Origin of the sequence: Streptomyces lydicus (assembly GCF_000717345.1) — a bacterium.
Lineage (GTDB): Bacteria > Actinomycetota > Actinomycetes > Streptomycetales > Streptomycetaceae > Streptomyces > Streptomyces lydicus.
On sequence record NZ_JNZA01000013.1, the window covers coordinates 25,367 to 44,462 of the forward strand.

General features: G+C 72.7%; 18 protein-coding genes, 1 tRNA gene and 1 pseudogene. 15 read left to right on the top strand and 5 right to left on the bottom strand.

Going from position 1 to position 19,096, the window contains the following annotated elements:
* Window positions 1–194: 194 nt before the first annotated feature.
* Together OO62_RS14280 and OO62_RS14285 are read left to right on the top strand one after the other, a co-directional pair.
* Complete coding sequence (locus OO62_RS14280) at window positions 195–974, top strand: hypothetical protein (protein WP_033267769.1); 780 nt, start codon at window positions 195–197, stop codon at window positions 972–974.
* Window positions 971–1,345, top strand: coding sequence for a DUF4333 domain-containing protein (locus OO62_RS14285; RefSeq protein WP_033267770.1), 375 nt, complete (start codon window positions 971–973; stop codon window positions 1,343–1,345). The genes OO62_RS14280 and OO62_RS14285 overlap by 4 nt, the downstream gene beginning before the upstream one ends.
* 3 nt (window positions 1,346–1,348) lie before the next feature.
* On the opposite strand, the gene OO62_RS14290 is transcribed toward OO62_RS14285, so the two are convergent.
* Together OO62_RS14290 and OO62_RS14295 are read right to left on the bottom strand one after the other, a co-directional pair.
* On the bottom strand, window positions 1,349–1,804 hold the full coding sequence (locus OO62_RS14290) for a YybH family protein (RefSeq protein ID WP_051733189.1): 456 nt from the start codon (window positions 1,802–1,804) through the stop codon (window positions 1,349–1,351).
* Between the two features lie 78 nt (window positions 1,805–1,882).
* Window positions 1,883–2,929 carry an alpha/beta hydrolase gene (locus tag OO62_RS14295; RefSeq protein WP_063739013.1) on the bottom strand — a complete coding sequence of 349 codons (1,047 nt, stop codon included), beginning with the start codon at window positions 2,927–2,929 and terminating at the stop codon, window positions 1,883–1,885.
* Window positions 2,930–3,072: 143 nt separating this feature from the next.
* Between OO62_RS14295 and OO62_RS14300 the strand changes: the two genes are divergently transcribed.
* Window positions 3,073–3,618: a PadR family transcriptional regulator gene (locus tag OO62_RS14300; protein ID WP_033267771.1), complete on the top strand. Its 546-nt coding sequence runs from the start codon at window positions 3,073–3,075 to the stop codon at window positions 3,616–3,618.
* Window positions 3,619–3,785: 167 nt separating this feature from the next.
* Here OO62_RS14300 and OO62_RS41535 read toward each other — a convergent pair.
* Window positions 3,786–4,385, bottom strand: a pseudogene (locus OO62_RS41535) (helix-turn-helix transcriptional regulator); the annotation flags it as partial.
* 105 nt (window positions 4,386–4,490) lie between these two features.
* Window positions 4,491–5,579 (bottom strand): class I SAM-dependent methyltransferase, encoded by a 1,089-nt coding sequence (locus tag OO62_RS14310; protein ID WP_033267772.1) that lies wholly within the window; start codon window positions 5,577–5,579, stop codon window positions 4,491–4,493.
* Window positions 5,580–5,698: 119 nt separating this feature from the next.
* On the opposite strand from OO62_RS14310, the gene OO62_RS14315 reads away from it, so the two are divergent.
* The 6 genes from OO62_RS14315 to OO62_RS14340 all read left to right on the top strand — a co-directional run bounded on the left by OO62_RS14315 (window position 5,699) and on the right by OO62_RS14340 (window position 11,020).
* Window positions 5,699–5,890 (top strand): DUF1059 domain-containing protein, encoded by a 192-nt coding sequence (locus OO62_RS14315; protein ID WP_033267773.1) that lies wholly within the window; start codon window positions 5,699–5,701, stop codon window positions 5,888–5,890.
* Between the two features lie 135 nt (window positions 5,891–6,025).
* Complete coding sequence (gene argC / locus OO62_RS14320) at window positions 6,026–7,054, top strand: N-acetyl-gamma-glutamyl-phosphate reductase (RefSeq protein ID WP_033267774.1); 1,029 nt, start codon at window positions 6,026–6,028, stop codon at window positions 7,052–7,054.
* Window positions 7,051–8,241, top strand: coding sequence for a bifunctional glutamate N-acetyltransferase/amino-acid acetyltransferase ArgJ (argJ, locus tag OO62_RS14325; protein ID WP_033267775.1), 1,191 nt, complete (start codon window positions 7,051–7,053; stop codon window positions 8,239–8,241). The genes argC and argJ overlap by 4 nt, the downstream gene beginning before the upstream one ends.
* A gap of 73 nt (window positions 8,242–8,314) precedes the next feature.
* Window positions 8,315–9,238, top strand: a complete 924-nt coding sequence (argB, locus tag OO62_RS14330) for an acetylglutamate kinase (RefSeq protein ID WP_033267910.1) — start codon at window positions 8,315–8,317, stop codon at window positions 9,236–9,238.
* Complete coding sequence (locus OO62_RS14335; protein WP_033267776.1) at window positions 9,235–10,470, top strand: acetylornithine transaminase; 1,236 nt, start codon at window positions 9,235–9,237, stop codon at window positions 10,468–10,470. Before argB ends, OO62_RS14335 begins: the two co-directional genes overlap by 4 nt.
* Before the next feature lie 7 nt (window positions 10,471–10,477).
* Window positions 10,478–11,020, top strand: a complete 543-nt coding sequence (locus OO62_RS14340) for an arginine repressor (RefSeq protein ID WP_033267777.1) — start codon at window positions 10,478–10,480, stop codon at window positions 11,018–11,020.
* Window positions 11,021–11,121: 101 nt separating this feature from the next.
* Here OO62_RS14340 and OO62_RS14345 read toward each other — a convergent pair.
* A tRNA-Pro gene (locus tag OO62_RS14345) sits at window positions 11,122–11,195 on the bottom strand.
* 143 nt (window positions 11,196–11,338) lie between these two features.
* Between OO62_RS14345 and OO62_RS14350 the strand changes: the two genes are divergently transcribed.
* The 6 genes from OO62_RS14350 (at window position 11,339) to OO62_RS14375 (ending at window position 19,063) form a co-directional block, all read left to right on the top strand.
* A complete protein-coding gene (locus OO62_RS14350; RefSeq protein WP_106974853.1) occupies window positions 11,339–11,716 on the top strand; it encodes a DUF488 domain-containing protein in 378 nt (125 codons plus the stop codon).
* A 115-nt stretch (window positions 11,717–11,831) separates the two neighbouring features.
* Window positions 11,832–13,028 carry an argininosuccinate synthase gene (locus tag OO62_RS14355; RefSeq protein ID WP_033267779.1) on the top strand — a complete coding sequence of 399 codons (1,197 nt, stop codon included), beginning with the start codon at window positions 11,832–11,834 and terminating at the stop codon, window positions 13,026–13,028.
* Window positions 13,029–13,132: 104 nt separating this feature from the next.
* The gene (gene argH / locus OO62_RS14360; RefSeq protein WP_033267780.1) at window positions 13,133–14,566 is read left to right on the top strand and encodes an argininosuccinate lyase; all 1,434 of its coding nucleotides are present in this window, start codon (window positions 13,133–13,135) and stop codon (window positions 14,564–14,566) included.
* Window positions 14,567–14,679: 113 nt separating this feature from the next.
* A complete protein-coding gene (locus tag OO62_RS14365) occupies window positions 14,680–15,231 on the top strand; it encodes a TetR/AcrR family transcriptional regulator (protein ID WP_033267781.1) in 552 nt (183 codons plus the stop codon).
* Complete coding sequence (locus OO62_RS14370) at window positions 15,228–16,826, top strand: MFS transporter (RefSeq protein WP_033267782.1); 1,599 nt, start codon at window positions 15,228–15,230, stop codon at window positions 16,824–16,826. Before OO62_RS14365 ends, OO62_RS14370 begins: the two co-directional genes overlap by 4 nt.
* 266 nt (window positions 16,827–17,092) lie before the next feature.
* Window positions 17,093–19,063, top strand: a complete 1,971-nt coding sequence (locus OO62_RS14375; RefSeq protein WP_033267783.1) for a bifunctional metallophosphatase/5'-nucleotidase — start codon at window positions 17,093–17,095, stop codon at window positions 19,061–19,063.
* Window positions 19,064–19,096 lie beyond the last annotated feature (33 nt).

The window sequence follows — 19,096 nt, forward strand, 5'->3', positions numbered from 1 at the left end:
AGCGGCCCACCGCGAGCCGCCGGGCCCGCGCACACCACCCGGAAAGCCCATCCCGCGTGCTCGGCTGTCCGGGGCATGCGCACCCTTCCGACCTGCGGAAACGGTGCGAGGATCGGCGGCTTCCGCGGTGCCGGGGCCCGGCCGGCGCGCCTCATCGAGGTGCGCGCCGCCCGGCCGGGCGGTTCTCTCGGGATATGCACATACGTCACCTTCCCCTGTACGCGGTGGCGGCCGGGGCCCTGGTGGTCTCCGTCCTGCTCTTCGGTGACGGCGACGGGGCGGACGCCGCCACCGACGCCGTGACCGGCACCGTGCGCGACACCGTCACCGGGGCCGCCTCCGCCGCCGGCCGTGCGCACGAGGTGTCCGTCGAGCCCGCCACGGTGGCACCGGGCACCGCCTTCTCCGTCGACGCCGGCGCGCACTGCGCGGGCCGGCCGGCCGAGGCGCGCTTCGGTGGCGCGGACATCCCCGCGCTGCAGCTGTCCTCGCTCAGCGACCGGACGAGCGGCTCCGCGGTCGTCCCGCAGGGCACCGCTCCCGGCACGTACACGGTCACCGTCACCTGCGGCGGAGCGGGCAGCCGGGCGGACCGTGCGGGGTACGACCGGCCGGGCGGGGGGAGCGCGGGGCACGGCGGCGCGGACCACGGCCGGCAGACCTTCACCGGCACCATGGTCGTCTCCGGCGGGACGGACGGCAGCGTCCCGCTGGGCGGTATGGACGAGGGGTCGGGATCCTCCCCGGGCGGGGCGGACGAGGCGCTCGCCCAGCAGGGGACCGACGAGTCCGTCCCGCAGGGCGGCTACGACGAGATCGCTCCGCAGGGCGGCGCGCACACCGGTCTGGGCGGTGCCGCCGGCAGCGGCCCGGGCGCGACCGCGCTGGGCGCCGCACTGCTGCTGGGCGCGGCCGGCTGGGGCGCGTTCGCCCACCGGCGGCGGGCCCGCGGCCCGCGGGGCCCGCAGCGGTGAGCGCACCGTCGCCGGACCGCGGACGCCTCCTCACCCCGGTGCTCGGCGTCCTCGCCGCGCTCGTCATGGCCGGGCTGGTGACCCTCGTCGCGGCGCGGCTGGGTGAGCGGGACGCCACCAGCGAGGTCGACGGCGGCACCCACACCGTTCCGCGCACCGAGATCGCCAGGACGATCAGCGGTCAGCTGACGCTGCCGTTCCGCCACGGGCCCGACGCGGTGCGCTGCTTCGGCGACCTGCGGCCGGTGCCGGCCGCCGCGGTGCGCTGCACGGCGCACTTCCCGCTCGGCCGCGACCGCCACCTGACCGTCGAGGTCACCCGCGTCCAGCACAACAAGGTCACCTACCGCCGCCGCCCGGCCCCGCACTGACCCTCACGGCGTCAGGTCCAGCGCGGCCAGCCCCGACCCGTCCATCAGGAACGGCACCGAGCTGTGGGTGTGCGTGATCTTCCAGTCGCCGTCGGTCCGGCGCAGGCCCACCGTCGTCCGGCTCCACAGCTCGACCTCGAAGCCGTCCGCCTTCGTCCCGCGCATCCGGTCGATGCTGTGGACGAAGGCGACGTCGCCGCCCACGGCGATCTCCACCTGGGTCGGCGTCACCTCGATCGGCCCGTCCCAGGTCGCGTACCAGCCCTCCAGGGCCACGCGGTCCAGCGCCTCCGGCCCCTTGTACTGGAGCGGGGGAGCGAGGCTGAAGTCGACGAGGTCCGGTGCGCACAGCGAGAGGAAGCGTTCCGCGTCCCGGTCCCGGGTGGCCGCGGCCCGCTCCTGTAGCACCTCCCGGATCCGCGCCCGGTCCGCTTCCCGCTCGGTGTCGATGGTGGTCATGACGGGTTCCTTCCGTTGGCCGACACCGAAGCCCTCCGCACCGGCGCCCGACGGGTGGACGCCGCCGGGCGCCGGAACTCATCGGCCGGGGCGCCCGGACCGGCCGGGCCCGTCGCCGCCCGCACGGGCCGGCGCGGCGGAGCGGTCCGGCGCGGCCGCGAGGGCCGTGCGCAGGGCGCCGAGCCAGTGGGCGGTGGTGCGGCGGGCCGGCTCGCTCTCGGGTGCGTACGCCTCGAACAGGTGCCAGGCGCCGGGGACGTCCCTGAGCTCCACCGGGACGTCCGCCTCGACCAGCCGCCGCGCATAGTCGAGCCCTTCGTCCCGCAGGGGGTCGAGTCCGCAGGTCAGGACGTACGCGGGCGGGAGGCCGGTGAGGTCGGTGGCGCGGGCCGGGGCGGCGTACGCGGGGACGTCGGGGCCGCGGTCCGGGCCGAGGTAGGTGTCCCACATGTGCCGCATGCCGGTGCCGTTGGCGTAACGGGGATCGGTGATCCGCCGCATCGAGGCGGTGCGGCCCCGGTCGTCCAGGCACGGGATCAGCAGTCCCTGGAAGGCGATCCGCGGCCCCTGGCGGTCGCGGGCCATCAGGCAGAGCGCGGCGCTCAGGCAGCCGCCGGCGGACGCTCCGGTCACCGCGATCCGCGCGGCGTCGATGCCGAGGTCGCCGGCCGTCCCGGCCATCCATTCCAGCGCGGCGTAGCAGTCCTCGACACCGGCCGGGTAGCGGTGTTCCGGTGCCAGCCGGTAGTGGACGTTGACCACCACCGCACCGGCCGCGGCGCAGGCGTCGCGTGCCATCGGGCTGGGCCCGCCCAGCTCGCCGTACGCGAAGCCGCCCCCGTGGATGTAGAGCACGCCCGGCAGGACGCCGCCGACCCCGGCGGGGCGGAGCACCTGGACCTCGACGGTGTTGCCGTCCGGTCCGGTGAAGGAGGTGTGCCGGACCGTGACCCGGGGGTCGGGGGCGGTCATCCGCGGTGCCATCAGCGCCGCGAAGTTGGCGCGCACCGCCTCGATGTCGGCGTACGGGTTCTCCGGCCGCACCGGCAACCGGGCGAGCGCACCGGCCAGTTCGGGATGCACCCGCGGATGTGCGGGCGCGCTTTCGGGCGTGGTCGTGGCCATCGGTCTTCCCCGTTCATCGGCAAGGAGAGGGTTTCCGCGCGGTGCCGGGACACCGACCCGGAACCCTCTCATTGATATGGTCTCGATGGGAGGGAAGCTATGGTCTCAATGAGAACGTGTCAAGAGGAGCGAGGCGGCATCGGATGGCGGAGTACAGCCCGGCGAGGTACGTCGTGCTCGGACTGATCGCCCGGCACGGCCCGATGACGCCGTACGAGCTCAAGTCCCGCGTCGAGGACGACATCCAGCCCTTCTGGCCGATCCTGCACGCGCAGCTCTACCGGATTCCGGCGGAGCTGGCGCAGGCCGGACTTTTGCGGGAGGAGGCCGAGACCGCGGGGCGCCGCCGGCGGATCTTCCACCTCACCGAGGACGGCCGCACCGCCCTGGCGCGCTGGCTGGCCGACCCGGACACCCCCGAGGCGGAGACCCGCGACCCGGCGCAGCTCAAGCTCTTCTTCGCCGACCTCGGCGAGCCCTCGGACATCGTCGCGCTCGCCACCCGGCAGGCCGCCCGGCACCGCGACTGGCTCGCGCACTACACCGCGCTGCGCGCCGGGCTCGATCCGGCGGCGGACCCCCGGCAGCGCGCCCGCGCGCGGCTGCTGCGGCTCGGGGTGCTGCACGAGCGGGCGCACGCGGAGTTCTGGGAGTCGGTGGCCGCCCGTCCGGAGCGCCTGGACGACTGAGCCGGCGCCCCGGCCGCCGGGCCGCCTGGGGGGTGTCTCCCCGATCTCCGTGGGCCTGCGACGCTCCCCCAGCTACCGCTGGGAGGTGCCCCCAGGCACCGCACTCCCCCAGCTAACGCTGTGTCGACCGTGCGCGGACTGATCGCGAGCCGCCGGGCAATCTGCTGGTTCGTCAGACCGCGGGCCAGCAGGGCGAGTACGGCGGACTCCCGGCGGGTGACCACGGCCGGGACGGGGGCGGCCGGGGCGAGCCGGTCGAGGGCGTGACTGAGCCGGGTCCGCAGCAGGGCGGCGGCCAGCACGTCGTCGTCGGAGAAGTCGCCGCCGCGGCGGCTGATGGCCAGGCACACCTTGCGCGGCGCGCCGTCGGCCCAGCCCGCCGGGAACGACATGGCCAGCTGCTGCTCGGCGCCGAACGGCCGGTAGACGTCGGTGTAGGCGGCCAGCGCGTGGAACTCGCCGGGGGTCTGGAGCGTCGAGCGGCGCATCGGCGTGCCGGGGCCGAGGGTGGTGTGCCGCACCAGGGAGTCGGTGGCCGCCTCGCGGGCGAAGGCGTCCCGTACGTCCTGGCTCAGCAGGTCGGGGGGCAGGGTCAGCGGCCGGTCGGCGGTGCCGGCCCGGGGGGCCCAGATGATGCTGTCGCCGGGGACCGCGGCGAGCAGCAGCGGGAGCAACGCCGGAACCAGGGTGTCCTCGTCCACGGCGTCGATCAGGAGGTCCACGACGGCGAGGATGCGCCGCAGGCCGGCCTCCGCGGCCGCACTCATGTTCCCAGCGTACGAGGGGTGCCGGGCCAGTCAAGGCAGGGCCGGACCGGGGCCGGGGGTGACACCCGGCCGGCCGGGGGAAGACCGGCCGGGCGCGTCAGGCGGTTAACGCCCGACGTCATAGACGCGGTTGACGGGGCTCTCGGCGGCGAGTCGCCAGTGGTGCAGTCCTGCCTCGTCGGCGATCTCCCGCATCGCCTCCTCACCCGCGTGGTTCCCCAGTGCCTGCGGACCGTGCTGGGCCAGCGCGGACGGCAGGCAGACGGCGACCGAGGCGGCGGTCAGCGCCCGGCCGACGGGGTTGGTGTTCTCCTCGGCACGGGCCGAGGCGTTCGGTTCGACGATCATGCAGGTCCCGCCGTCGGCGAGCGCCTGTTCCGCGTGGTGCAGCGCGCCGCCCGGGTCCCCGGTGTCGTGCAGGCAGTCGAAGAACGTGATCAGGTCGAAGTCGTCGCCCGGGAAGTCCTGGGCCGTGGCGACCTCGAAGTGGACCCGGTCGCCCAGTCCCTGCTGGTCGGCGATGTCGCGGGCCGCGTCGACGGACGGGCGGTGGAAGTCGAAGCCCTCGAAGCGCGACCGGGGGAAGGCCCGGGCCATCAGCGCCGTGGAGTAGCCGTAGCCGCAGCCGACGTCCGCGACGTGCGCCCCCCGCTCCAGCTTGTCCGTCACGCCGTCCAGGGCGGTCAGCCACTCCGGGACCAGCGCGGCCGTGTAACCGGGCCGGAAGAACTTCGCGGTGCCGGCGAAGAGTGCCGGACCGTGCTCCTCCCAGCCGACGCCCTCGCCGGTGCGGAAGGCGTCCATCAGGCTGTCCTCGGTGGCGTACACCGCCTGGAGCATGGTGAAGAAGCCGGCGGCGTAGGTGCTGAGATCGGGGTCGGCCAGGACGGCGGCGTGCTCGTCGGGCAGCTCGTAGGTGTCGGTGTCCGGTACGTGGGTGACGTACTCCCCGGCCACCTGGGCGGCGAGCCACTCGCGCACGTAGCGCTCGACCAGGCCGGTGCGGGCGGCGAGCTCGGCGGAGGTGAGCGGACCGGCACCGGCCATCGCCGTGTACAGGCCGAGCCGGTCGCCGAGGGAGGTGCACAGTCCGGCGACCGCCGCACCGCCGTCGGTGATCACCCGCTCCAGGAACCGCTGGACCCGGTCCTCGTCCAGGGCGGCCCCGCGCGTGCTGCCGGCGGATGTCCCCATGGCTCTCACCTCCCGGTCCTCCTCCACTCCAGCAGCGCGCCGGCCGCCCGCGCCATACGGAATTCGCCGTATGCGCGGGCGGGAGCGCGGGCCGACACTGGGAGGTGAGGAGGTGCGCCATGCGCAAGAAGATGGACTGCCGGGACTACCCGAGCGAGTCGAAGTGCAGCCTTGTGATCTCCGGTGAGGAGGAGGAAGTGGTCCGCGCCGCCACCGATCACGCGGTCTCGGTCCACGGCCATGAGGACAGCCCGGAGCTGCGCGAACAGATCCGGACCTCGTTGAAGAACGAGATGCCGCAGCACGCGTGAGCCGGCGGCCGGCCCGCGGCAGCGACGACGCCGCCCCTGACCTGGGGCGGCGGTCTTGTTGCGGGCGGGCCCGCGGAAGCCCATTGCATAAAACTGCTGCTGTCCGTATAGTCATGCCATCAAGGAGGAGGGTCCATGACGGTACGAGCAGCAGTGGCCGGTGCGAGCGGGTACGCGGGCGGTGAGCTCCTGCGCCTGCTTCTGGGGCACCCGGACGTCGAGATCGGCGCGCTGACCGGGCACTCCAACGCGGGCCAGCGCCTCGGAACGCTGCAGCCGCATCTGCTTCCCCTGGCCGACCGGGAGCTGGCGGCGACCTCCGCCGAGGCGCTGGCCGGCCACGACGTGGTCTTCCTCGCCCTGCCGCACGGCCAGTCCGCCGCGGTCGCCGAGCAGCTCGGACCGGACGTCCTCGTCGTCGACATGGGAGCCGACTTCCGGCTCCAGGACGCGGCGGACTGGACGAAGTTCTACGGCAGCGAGCACGCCGGGACCTGGCCCTACGGCCTCCCCGAACTGCCGGGTGCCCGTGCCGCGCTGGAGGGGTCCAAGCGCATCGCGGTGCCCGGTTGCTACCCGACCGCCGTCTCGCTGGCGCTCTTCCCCGCCTACGCCGCCGGTCTCGTCGAGAGCGAGGCGGTGATCGTCGCCGCCTCCGGCACCTCCGGCGCGGGCAAGGCACCCAAGCCGCATCTGCTCGGCTCGGAGGTCATGGGCGCGATGTCCCCGTACGGCGTGGGCGGGGTGCACCGGCACACCCCGGAGATGATCCAGAACCTCAGCCGGGCCGCGGGGGAGCCGGTCACGGTCTCCTTCACCCCGACCCTGGCACCGATGCCGCGCGGCATCCTCGCCACCTGCTCGGCCCGGGCGAAGCCCGGCGTGGACGCCGCCGCGGCGCGCGCCGCGTACGAGAAGGCGTTCGCCGACGAGCCGTTCGTGCGGCTGCTGCCCGAGGGCCAGTGGCCCTCCACCGCCGCCGTGTACGGCTCCAACGCCGTGCAGATCCAGCTCGCGTACGACGCGACGGCCGGCCGGCTCGTGGTGATCAGCGCCATCGACAACCTCACCAAGGGCACCGCGGGCGGCGCCCTGCAGTCCATGAACATCGCCCTCGGTCTCGACGAGACCACCGGACTTTCCACGATCGGAGTCGCGCCGTGAGCATTACGGCAGCCAAGGGATTCACGGCGGCGGGCATCGCCGCCGGGATCAAGGAGAACGGCAACCCGGACCTCGCCCTCGTGGTGAACACCGGGCCGCGCCTGGCCGCCGCGGGCGTCTTCACCTCCAACCGCGTCAAGGCCGCGCCGGTGCTCTGGTCGGAGCAGGTCCTCAAGGGCGGCCAGCTGTCCGCCGTCGTCCTCAACTCCGGTGGCGCCAACGCCTGCACGGGGCCGCAGGGCTTCCAGGACACCCACGCCACCGCCGAGAAGGTCGCCGCGTCGCTGAACACGGCGGGGTACGACGAGACGGGCGGGCACGGCGCCGGCACGGTCGCGGTGTGCTCCACCGGCCTGATCGGCCTGCTGCTGCCGATGGACAAGGTGCTGCCCGGAGTCGACAAGGCGGTCGCCCAGCTCAGCCCGCACGGCGGTGAGAAGGCCGCCATCGCCATCAAGACCACCGACAGCGTGCACAAGACGGCGCAGGTGACCGTCGGGGAGGCGGGGGGAGGCTGGACCGTCGGCGGGATGGCCAAGGGCGCCGGCATGCTCGCGCCGGGCCTGGCCACCATGCTCGTCGTGCTGACCACCGACGCCGACCTGCCGGCCGAGGACCTGGACGCGGCGCTGCGGTCCGCGACCCGCACCACCTTCGACCGGGTCGACTCCGACGGCTGCATGTCGACCAACGACACCGTGCTGCTGCTGGCCTCCGGCGCGTCCGGCGTGGTCCCGGAGAAGGACGCCTTCACCGAGGCCGTCCGCACCGTCTGCGACGACCTGGCCCGCCAGCTCATCGGCGACGCCGAGGGCGCGAGCAAGGAGATCCGGATCGAGGTGATCAACGCCGCGAACGAGGACGACGCGGTGGAGGTCGGCCGGTCCATCGCCGGCAACAACCTCCTCAAGTGCGCCGTCCACGGCGAGGACCCCAACTGGGGCCGGGTCCTGTCCGCCATCGGCACCACCTCCGCCGCCTTCGAGCCGGACCGGCTCAACGTCGCGATCAACGACGTCTGGGTCTGCAAGAACGGCTCGTTCGGCGAGGACCGCGAGCTGGTCGACATGCGCTACCGGGAGGTGCGGATCACCGCCGACCTCGCCGCCGGGGACGCCTCCGCGGTCATCTGGAGCAACGACCTCACCGCCGACTACGTCCACGAGAACAGCGCGTACTCGTCATGAGCGGACGGAGCGAGAACATCATCACGAGCCGCGTGCGGTGCGCACGGACCGCCTCACGAAGCGGGGCCGGCGCATGAGTACGCGCAAGCACACCGCGCTGCCCAAGGCCCGCACGCTCATCGAGGCGCTGCCCTGGCTGACCCGGCACCACGGCAAGACCGTGGTCATCAAGTTCGGCGGCAACGCCATGGTCGACGAGGAGCTCAAGCGCGCCTTCGCCCAGGACGTGGTCTTCCTGCGGCACGCCGGCCTGCGCCCCGTCGTGGTGCACGGCGGCGGTCCGCAGATCAGCGCCCAACTGGACCTGCTGGGGCTGGAATCGGAGTTCAAGGGCGGCCTGCGGGTCACCACGCCCGAGGCGATGAACGTCGTACGCATGGTGCTGGCCGGCCAGGTGCAGCGGGAGCTGGTCGGGCTGCTCAACGAGCACGGCCCGCTCGCCGTCGGCATGACCGGCGAGGACGCCCATCTGATGACCGCGACCAAGCACTTCGCCGACATCGACGGCGAGCGGGTGGACATCGGCCGGGTCGGCGAGATCACCGCCATCGACCCGGGCGCGGTCCAGGCACTGCTGGACGACGGCCGGATCCCGGTCATCTCGTCCATCGCCCGCAGCAACGACGAGGAGGACCGGGAGGCCACCGGGGTCTTCAACGTCAACGCCGACACCGCGGCGGCCGCGCTGGCCGCCGCCCTCGGCGCCGAGACGCTGATGGTGCTCACCGACGTCGAGGGGCTCTACGAGGACTGGCCCAGCAGCGACGAGGTGATCTCCCGCCTGACCGCCTCCGAACTGGAGAAACTGCTGCCCGACCTGGCCAGCGGCATGGTCCCGAAGATGCGCGGCTGCCTGTACGCGGTACGCAACGGCGTGCACACCGCCCGGGTCATCGACGGGCGGGTCCAGCACGCGATCCTGCTGGAGATCTTCACCGACGAAGGGGTCGGCACGATGGTCGTGCCGGACGCCGAAACGACCGAGGGGGCGGTATGACCCAGGCGGCACACACCCGGGGCCCGGCGACCAACGAGGCGCTGACCCGGCGCTGGCAGGGCGCCATGATGGACAACTTCGGCACCCCCCGGATCCCGCTCGTACGCGGTGAGGGCGTCAAGGTCTGGGACGCCGACGGCAAGGAGTACCTCGACTTCCTCGGGGGGATCGCGGTCAACGCGCTGGGCCACGCCCACCCCGCGGTGCTCCGCGCGGTCTCCGACCAGGTCGCCACCCTCGGCCACGTCTCGAACTTCTTCGTGTCCGAGCCCACCGTCACCCTCGCCGAGCGGCTGCTGACCCTCGCCGGGCGGCCCGGCAAGGTCTACTTCTCCAACTCCGGCGCCGAGGCCAACGAAGCCGCCTTCAAGATCGGCCGGCTGACCGGGCGCCGCCACATGGTTTCCACGGCCGGCGGCTTCCACGGCCGCACCATGGGAGCCCTCGCGCTGACCGGTCAGCCCGCCAAGCAGGCCCCGTTCGCCCCGCTGCCCGGCGACGTCGAGTACGTCCCGTACGGGGACGCCGAAGCCCTCCGGGCCGCCGTCACCACCGACACCGCCTTCGTCATCCTGGAGCCCGTCCAGGGCGAGAACGGCGTCGTCGTGCCGCCGCCCGGCTACCTCCGGGCGGCCCGCGAGATCACCGCCGCCACCGGCACCCTGCTCGTCCTCGACGAGATCCAGACCGGCATCGGCCGCACCGGACACTGGCTGGAGTCCGCGGCCCAGGGCGTCGAGGCGGACGTCATCACCCTCGCCAAGGGACTGGGCGGCGGGCTGCCGATCGGTGCGACGCTGGCCTTCGGCCCGGCCGCCGAGCTGCTCACGCCCGGCTCGCACGGCTCGACGTTCAGCGGCAACCCCGTCGTCTGCGCCGCCGCGCTCGCCGTCCTGGACACCATCGAGAAGGACGGCCTGCTGGACAACGTCAAGCGCGTCGGCGAACAGCTGCGGGTGGGGATCGAGTCCCTGGCGCACCCATTGGTCGGCCAGGTCCGCGGCGCGGGCCTCCTCCTGGGTATCGTCTTGACCGAGTCGCTCGCGCCACGCGTACAGCAGGCGGCTCAGGACGCGGGTCTCCTGGTGAACGCGGTCGCGCCGGACGTCGTCCGGCTCGCCCCGCCGCTGATCGTCTCCGACGCGGAGGCGGAGGTGTTCCTCCGGAAGCTCCCCGCCGTCCTCGACGCGGCCCGCCAAGGGGCCGACGGGGAACAACGATCCGGAGACTGACGAGACGATGACCGAGCCGCAGGACAACGGGGTGCACAACGGGGCCCAGGCCGTACCGCAGACCCGCACCGCCCGCCACCGCCGGATCGTCGACATTCTCAACCGGCTGCCGGTCCGTTCCCAGAGCCAGCTCGCCAAGCTGCTCGCCGACGACGGCCTGTCCGTCACCCAGGCGACGCTCTCCCGCGATCTGGACGAACTGGGCGCCGTGAAGATCCGCAACACCGGGGGAGAGCTGATCTACGCGGTGCCCAGTGAGGGCGGCGACCGCAAGCCGCGGGCGCCGCTGGGCGAATCGGCCAAGGAGGAGCGCATGCGCCGCCTCTCCGGCGAACTCCTCATCTCGGCCGAGGCGTCCGCCAACCTCGTCGTCCTGCGCACCCCGCCGGGGGCCGCCCAGTTCCTGGCCTCCGCCATCGACCAGGCCGAGCTGCACGACATCCTGGGCACCATCGCCGGCGACGACACGTTGATGCTGATCAGCCGCGATCCCACCGGGGGCCAGGCGCTGGCCGACCATCTGCTGCGGCTGGCGCAGAAGGCCACCTGACGCGTCCCGGCCCTCGCCGGGCAGGGGCGCGGAACGCGGAAACGCCGCAGGGGCCCCGCTCCACCGAAGTGGAGCGGGGCCCCTGAGCTGCGCTTGCACCGTCGGGACGACAGGATTTGAACCTGCGACCCCTTGACCCCCAGTCAAGTGCGCTACCAAGCTGCGCCACGTCCCGGTGCTCGAACCGGCCGGAGAAGTCCCGGCCGGGGCGTGCAGAAGAAAAATACCCTGTCCGGTGCCCTGATTCCAAAGCGGGCCCCTCAAGGGGCGCTTCCCGCCCTCTCGGCGGGGCCTCTGCTTCCGTGATTCGATGGGGTTATGGGTGAAATGTCCACCGATGACGACATCCGGGTGCGCCGGGTGTACGAGCAGTCGGAGCCGGCGGACGGGGCGCGGGTGCTGGTGGACCGGCTGTGGCCGCGCGGGCTGTCCAAGGCGGACGCGCAGCTCACGGAGTGGTGCAAGGACGTGGCCCCGTCCTCCGAGCTGCGGCGCTGGTACGGGCATCAGGAGGAGCGGTTCGAGACGTTCGTCGAGCGCTATCGCGAGGAGCTGGCGGGGGAGTCCGCGCAGCGGGCGCTGGAGCGCCTGCGGGAGCGCGCGGCGGGCGGTCCGCTGACGCTGCTGACCGCGACCAAGGAGGTCCCGCTGAGTCACGCGGAGGTGCTCGCGGAGCTGCTCCGGGAGGAGCCATGAGGGATGCGAAGCTCTCACCCCACGCCGCTGACCTGCGCTTTCGATCGTCATTGACGAAACATACGGTGGAGTGCATACTTATACCCAACAGTGATTGCCCCGTAAGGAGAAACCCGTGACCGAGCGCGTCGTACTCGCCTACTCGGGCGGCCTGGACACCTCTGTCTGCATCGGCTGGATCGCCGAGAAGACGGGCGCCGAGGTCATCGCTGTTGCCGTGGACGTCGGTCAGGGCGGCGAGGACCTGGACGTCATCCGCAAGCGGGCGCTGGCCTGCGGCGCGGTCGAGGCCGAGGTCGCGGACGCCAAGGACGAGTTCGCCGACGAGTACTGCCTGCCGGCGATCAAGGCCAACGCGCTGTACATGGACCGCTACCCGCTGGTCTCCGCGCTGTCCCGGCCGGCGATCGTCAAGCACCTGGTCGCCGCGGCCGCGAAGCACGGTGCCACCACCGTCGCCCACGGCTGCACCGGCAAGGGCAACGACCAGGTCCGGTTCGAGGCCGGCATCTCCTCCCTCGCCCCCGACCTCAAGTGCATCGCCCCGGTCCGGGACTACGCGATGACCCGGGACAAGGCGATCGCGTTCTGCGAGGAGAAGAAGCTCCCGATCGCGACCACCAAGAAGTCGCCGTACTCCATCGACCAGAACGTCTTCGGGCGGGCCGTGGAGACCGGCTTCCTGGAGGACATCTGGAACGCGCCCATCGAGGACGTCTACGAGTACACCCGGAACCCCGCCACCCCCCGCGAGGCCGACGAGGTCGTCATCACCTTCGAGGAAGGTGTGCCGGTCGCCCTCGACGGCAAGCCCGTCACCGTCCTGCAGGCCGTCCAGCAGCTCAACGAGCGGGCCGGCGCCCAGGGCATCGGCCGGATCGACATGGTCGAGGACCGGCTGGTCGGCATCAAGTCCCGCGAGGTGTACGAGGCGCCCGGCGCGATCGCGCTGATCACCGCGCACCAGGAGCTGGAGAACGTCACCGTCGAGCGCGAACTGGCCCGCTACAAGCGGCAGGTCGAGCAGCGCTGGGGCGAGCTGGTCTACGACGGCCTGTGGTTCTCGCCGCTCAAGCGGGCTCTGGACGGCTTCATCAACGAGGCCAACCAGCAGGTCAGCGGCGACATCCGGATGACCCTGCACGGCGGCCGCGCGGTGGTCACCGGCCGGCGGTCCGAGCAGTCCCTGTACGACTTCAACCTGGCCACGTACGACACCGGCGACACCTTCGACCAGTCGCTCTCCAAGGGCTTCATCGAGCTCTTCGGCATGTCGAGCAAGATCGCGGCGCGGCGTCAGTCGCGGGCGTAGCCCGACGCGACCTGGCCTGAGCCCGCCTCGTTACCTCCGTACGACCGGTTGCCTCCCCTTGTGTGGGGAGGCAGCGGCACATCGATCAGCCTTGAGGAGCAGCAGTGAGCAGCAACAGCGGTGACGTCCGGCTCTGGGGCGGTCGGTTCGCCGACGGACCGGCCGAGGCACTGGCCCAACTGTCGGCGTCCGTCCACTTCGACTGGCGGCTGGCCCCGTACGACATCGCCGGTTCCCGTGCGCACGCCCGCGTCCTGCACAAGGCGGGTCTGCTCACCGAGGACGAGCTGGCGCGGATGCTCGCCGGGCTCGACCGGCTGGAGGCCGATGTCGCGGACGGCTCGTTCGTCGGCACCGTCGCCGACGAGGACGTGCACAGCGCCCTGGAGCGCGGGCTGCTGGAGCGGCTCGGGCCCGACCTCGGCGGCAAGCTGCGGGCCGGCCGGTCGCGCAACGACCAGGTCGCCACGCTCTTCCGGATGTACCTGCGCGACCACGCCCGGATCGTCGGCGGGCTGGTCGCCGACCTCCAGGAGGCGCTGATCGGCCTCGCCGAGGCCCACCCGGACGTCGCGATGCCCGGCCGTACGCACCTCCAGCACGCCCAGCCGGTGCTCTTCGCGCACCACGTCCTGGCGCATGTGCAGTCGCTCTCCCGGGACGCCGAGCGGCTGCGGCAGTGGGACGAGCGCACCGCCGTCTCCCCGTACGGCTCGGGCGCGCTGGCCGGCTCCTCGCTCGGCCTCGACCCCGAGGCGGTCGCCGCCGACCTCGGCTTCGAGCGCGGCTCGGCCGGCAACTCCATCGACGGCACCGCCTCCCGGGACTTCGTCGCCGAATTCGCCTTCATCACGGCGATGATCGGGGTCAACCTCTCGCGGATCGCGGAGGAGGTGATCATCTGGAACACCAAGGAGTTCTCCTTCGTGACCCTGCACGACGCCTTCTCGACCGGCTCGTCGATCATGCCGCAGAAGAAGAACCCGGACATCGCGGAGCTGGCGCGCGGCAAGTCCGGCCGGCTCATCGGCAACCTCACCGGGCTGCTGGCGACGCTCAAGGCGCTGCCGCTCGCGTACAACCGTGACCTCCAGGAGGACAAGGAGCCGGTCTTCGACTCCTGCGACCAACTGGAGGTGCTGCTCCCGGCGTTCACCGGCATGATGGCCACCCTCACGGTCCACCGCGAGCGGATGGAGGAGCTGGCGCCGGCCGGCTTCTCGCTGGCCACCGACATCGCGGAGTGGCTGGTCAAGCAGGGCGTGCCGTTCCGGGTGGCGCACGAGGTCGCCGGCGAGTGCGTCAAGGAGTGCGAGGCGCACGGCATCGAGCTCGACCAGCTGACCGACGAGCAGTTCGCCAAGATCTCGCCGCATCTGACGCCGGAGGTCCGCGGCGTCCTCAACGTCCCCGGCGCGCTCGCCGCGCGCAGCGGCCGGGGCGGCACGGCCCCCTCGGCGGTCGCGGTGCAGCTCGCCGAGGTGCGGGCCGACCTGGTGAAGCAGCAGGAGTGGGCGGCGGCCAGGAAGCCGCGGTAGGGAAACGAGACAGCGGCGACGGCCCGCACCCGGGACACCGGGTGCGGGCCGTTTCCGTGCCCGGTGACGAGCATCGTGAGACATTCGTGTCTCATTCGGCTAGTCTGTGTCTCATGGCCGTGGATCGTGAACGGGTACTGAAGGAAGCCGCGGCGCTGCTCACCCGCCGGGCGACGACGTCGATGGACGAGATCGCCCGCGCCGCGGGAATCAGCCGCGCCACCCTGCACCGGCACTTCGCCGGACGGGACGCCCTCATCAGGGCGCTGGAGGAGCACGGGATCGCGCAGTTCGCCCGGGCGATGGACGTCGCACGGCTCGACGAGGGCGACGCGGCCGGTGCGCTGCGCCGGCTCATCGAGGCGGCCGAGCCGGTCGCCGCCGTCCTGGCCTTCCTCTTCACCGAGAACCAGCTCTTCGAGGGCGACGAGGTCAACGCCGGCTGGGCGCGCCTCGACGCCCGCATCACCGCACTGTTCCGACGCGGGCAGGCGGAGGGCGACTTCCGCATCGACCTGAGCGCCGCCTGGCTCACCGAGGCGCTCTACGGCCTGATGGGTGCCGGCGCCTGGGCCGTGCACGAAGGACGGGTCGCCCGCAACGACCTCAACCACTCGATCGCCGAGCTGCTGCTGGGCGGCATCCGACGGAGCATGGAGAAATGACCGAGACCATAGCGTCAGGACGGGCCGGTTCGGCCCACGTGGACGACCAGCCCCGCCCCGGTCGCTGGCTCGCCCTCGCCGTACTGGTCCTGGCCGTACTGCTGGTCGGCGTCGACGCCACGGTCCTCGGCCTCGCCACCCCCTTCCTCAGCGAGGACCTGCGCCCGTCCGGGACGCAGCTGCTGTGGATCGGTGACATCTACTCCTTCGTCATCGCCGGTCTGCTGGTGTCCATGGGCAGCCTCGGCGACCGCATCGGCCGCAAGAAGCTGCTGCTGCTGGGCTCCGTCGGCTTCGGGGCGATGTCGGTGCTCGCCGCGTACGCCACCAGCCCGGAGATGATGATCGCCGCCCGGGCGCTGCAGGGTGTGGCCGGTGCGACGCTGATGCCGGCCACCCTCGCGCTGATCCGCAACCTCTTCCACGACCCCCGCGAACGCAGCCTGGCCATCGGCATCTGGGGCGCGATGGCCTCGGCCGGCATGGCCGTCGGGCCGGTCCTCGGCGGTTTCCTCCTGGGCCACTTCTGGTGGGGATCGGTCTTCCTGATCAACCTGCCGGTGATGGCCCTGCTGGTGGCCGTCGGCGCCAAGGTGATCCCGGAGTCCCGCAACCCGGACCCCGGCCCCTGGGACCTCCCCAGCGTCGTGCTGGTCCTGGTCGGCATCGTCGGCGTCGTCTACGCCGTCAAGGAAGCGGCGGTGGAGGGATACCGCTGGGACATCGCGGTCGTCGGCGCCGTCGGCGCGCTCGCGCTGGTGGTCTTCGTCCGCCGCCAGCTCACCCTCGACTCGCCGCTGCTGAACATGAAGCTCTTTCACCACCGGGGGTTCTCCGGCGCGGTGCTGGCCGATCTGCTGACCATCCTCGGCCTGTCCGGGCTGGTCTTCTTCCTCTCCCAGTTCCTCCAGATGGTGCAGCAGCGCTCCCCGCTCAACGCCGGGCTGGTCGAACTCCCCGCCGCCGTCGGCGCGGTGGGCGCGGGCCTCGCCGCCGGCTGGGTCGCCCGTCGGCTGTCCGTACGGATCGTGGTGGCCGGCGGCCTCGCCGTCGTCGGACTCGCCCTCGTCGGCTGCACCACCCTGCACGGCGACACCGGCACCGCCGCGATGTGCGTCATCCTCTTCGTCGTCGGCGTCGGTGCGGGCTTCTCGTTCACCGTCACCGCCGACGTGATCCTCTCCAGCGTGCCCAAGGAGGAGGCGGGCGCCGCCTCCGCGGTTTCCGAGACCGCCTACGAGCTGGGCGCCGCCCTCGGCATCGCGCTGCTCGGCTCCATCGTCACCAGCCTCTACCGCGGCTTCTCCACCCCGGCCGGGGTGCCCGAGCCGGCCGCGCACGCCGCCCGCGAATCGCTCGGCGGCGCCGTCGAGGTGTCCGGGCAACTGCCCGCCGACCAGGCCGCGGCGCTGCTGAAGACCGCGCAGGACTCCTTCGTGGGCGGCGTCGACGTCGCGGCCGGAGTGGGCGCCGCGGTGCTGCTGTCGGCGTCGGTGGCCGCGTGGTTCCTGCTGCGCGGCCAGGAACTCGCGAACAGTCCGGCCGCCACGCCCGTGCCCGCGGAGCTCACCGCCGACGGGGCGCCCCGGGCCTGACTCCCCCTCACGGCCGGTACGGCCGCCCGCCCCCAACCGGTACGACGTACCGCCGATCCGCCGGACGGCGGGCATCCGCCGCCTCCAGGGCGTGTCCTGTGGATCAAGGTGCTGCCCACCCGCGATGATCCACGGGACACGCCCTGGGGGCGACTGTCCCTCGCCCGTTCACGCCCGGTACGCGCTGTGGTGACCGGTCGTCCCGCGCGGCTCGCTTGACTCTCCGGTCGTCCCCCTACGGACGGCCCGCTCAGGAGAGTGACGCAGTGCGCGACATCGGACGACGGTCCTTCTTCACCGCCGCGGGGGCCCTGGCCACCGCGAGCGCCATCGGCACCAACGCCTATGCCACCGGCCACGCCCGCGACGCGGCCACCGCCGACGAATACGTCGACGTCCAGCTTCTCAACATCACCGACCTGCACGGCTATCTGCAGGGCGCCCCGGGCGCCCACTCCCGCATCACCGGAGCCGGCGGCAAGAGCTACACCGTCGGCGGGGTCGCCTACATGGCCGCCCATCTGGAGCGGCTGCGCGACGGACGGCGCAACTCCCTCTTCTTCGCCCCCGGCGACCTCTTCTCCGGCTGGGAGTTCGACGCCGCCTCCTTCGCCGACGAGCCCACCATCGAGGCACTCAACGCGATGGGCCTGGACTTCGCCTCGGCCGGCAACCACGAATTCGACAAGTCGGCGACGTTCCTGACCACGCACATGGCCGACGGCGACTCCTTCCCGGTCATCGGCCGGGACGACGACTTCAAGGACTCCACCGGACGCCGCTTCCGGGGCGCGAAGTTCCCGTACTACAGCGCCAACATGGTGTGGAACGCGACCGGCAAGCGGGTGCTCGCGCCGTACAACATCGTGCAGGTGGACGCCGGGGGCGGCCGCCGGCTGCCCGTCGGCTTCATCCATCTGACCGCCATCGGCACCGAGTCCTTCCCCGGCTCCTACCAGCCGGGACTGCGCACCCTGGACGAGCTGGAGACCGCCAACCGCTGCGCCGCGGAGCTCAAGTCACGCGGCGTCAACGCGATCGTGCTCAGCATGCACGACGGCGCGGTGGCCGGCAGCGACTTCTCCAGCGGCAAGAACCCCTCGGGACCGGCGTACGAACTGGCGCTGCGCGCCTCGCCGGACATCGACGCCATCGTCACCGGCCACTGGCACTGCGCCTTCACGATGATGCTGCCCGACCCCGACGGCACGCCCCGCCCGTTCGTCGAGGCCGGCTGCTACGGACAGCTGGTCAACGAGATCAACCTGCGGCTCGACCCGGACACCGGGTCCGTGATCCGGGAGCTGACCACCTCCGTCAACCACCCCAACACCCGGGACGTGACGCCCGACCCGGAGCTGAAGTCGATCGCCTCCTACTGGGCCGACCGCGGCTCCCGGCGCGCCCGCTCCCGCATCGGCACCCAGACCGCCTCGTTCACCCGGCAGCGCAACGCGGTGGGGGAGTCCACCATGGGCAACCTCGTCGCCGACTGGGCCCTGTGGGCCGGCCGGCAGCCGCACGGCCCGATGGACGACCCCGCCGACCACCCCAACACCCCCGCGCAGCTCGCGGTCATCGCGGTCGCACCGCGCGTCGGCCAGGCCGTGATCGCCGGCGATCTGATCCTGGACGAGGAACTGGACGGCGACGTCACCTTCGGCAAGGCGTGGAACTCCGTCGGCTTCGGCGACCCGATCATGACCGTCACGGTCAGCGGCCGGCAGATCCACGACGCGCTGGAGGAGCAGTGGGCGCCGACCGCCGGCGGCGGCCTCGGCTTCTCCCCGCTCGCCGTCTCCGCCAACGTCCGCTACACCTTCGACGCCGCCGGCAAGGTCGGCCGGCGGATCGACCCGGCCGAGGTGTTCATCGACGACGACCCCCTCGACCTGCGTCGCAGCTACCGGCTCGCCGCGCCCTCGTACACCCTCATCAACCAGGACGGCTTCAGCGCCTTCACCGGATTCTCCGCACCGGTCCGGCACACCCGCGACTTCGAGAGCTTCATCGCCTTTGTCCGCGCGAAGAAGCGGCTGGTGCCGGCCCCGCTGGGCCGGGTGCGGGCCAAGAACGCCGACGTGCCCGGCGCCCGCACCGGCACCGTCACCCAGCGCCAGCAGCTGCTCCCGGCCGACCCCGGCGCGGTGCCCCGGCCCGAGGTGGCGCTGCGCTCGGCGCTGCCCGGCGGCGCCGAGGGGCAGCGCGCCCCCGGCGGCTTCCGGGTGCCCTGCTGATCCGGGCCGGACGCGGAGACACGACGGGCCCCG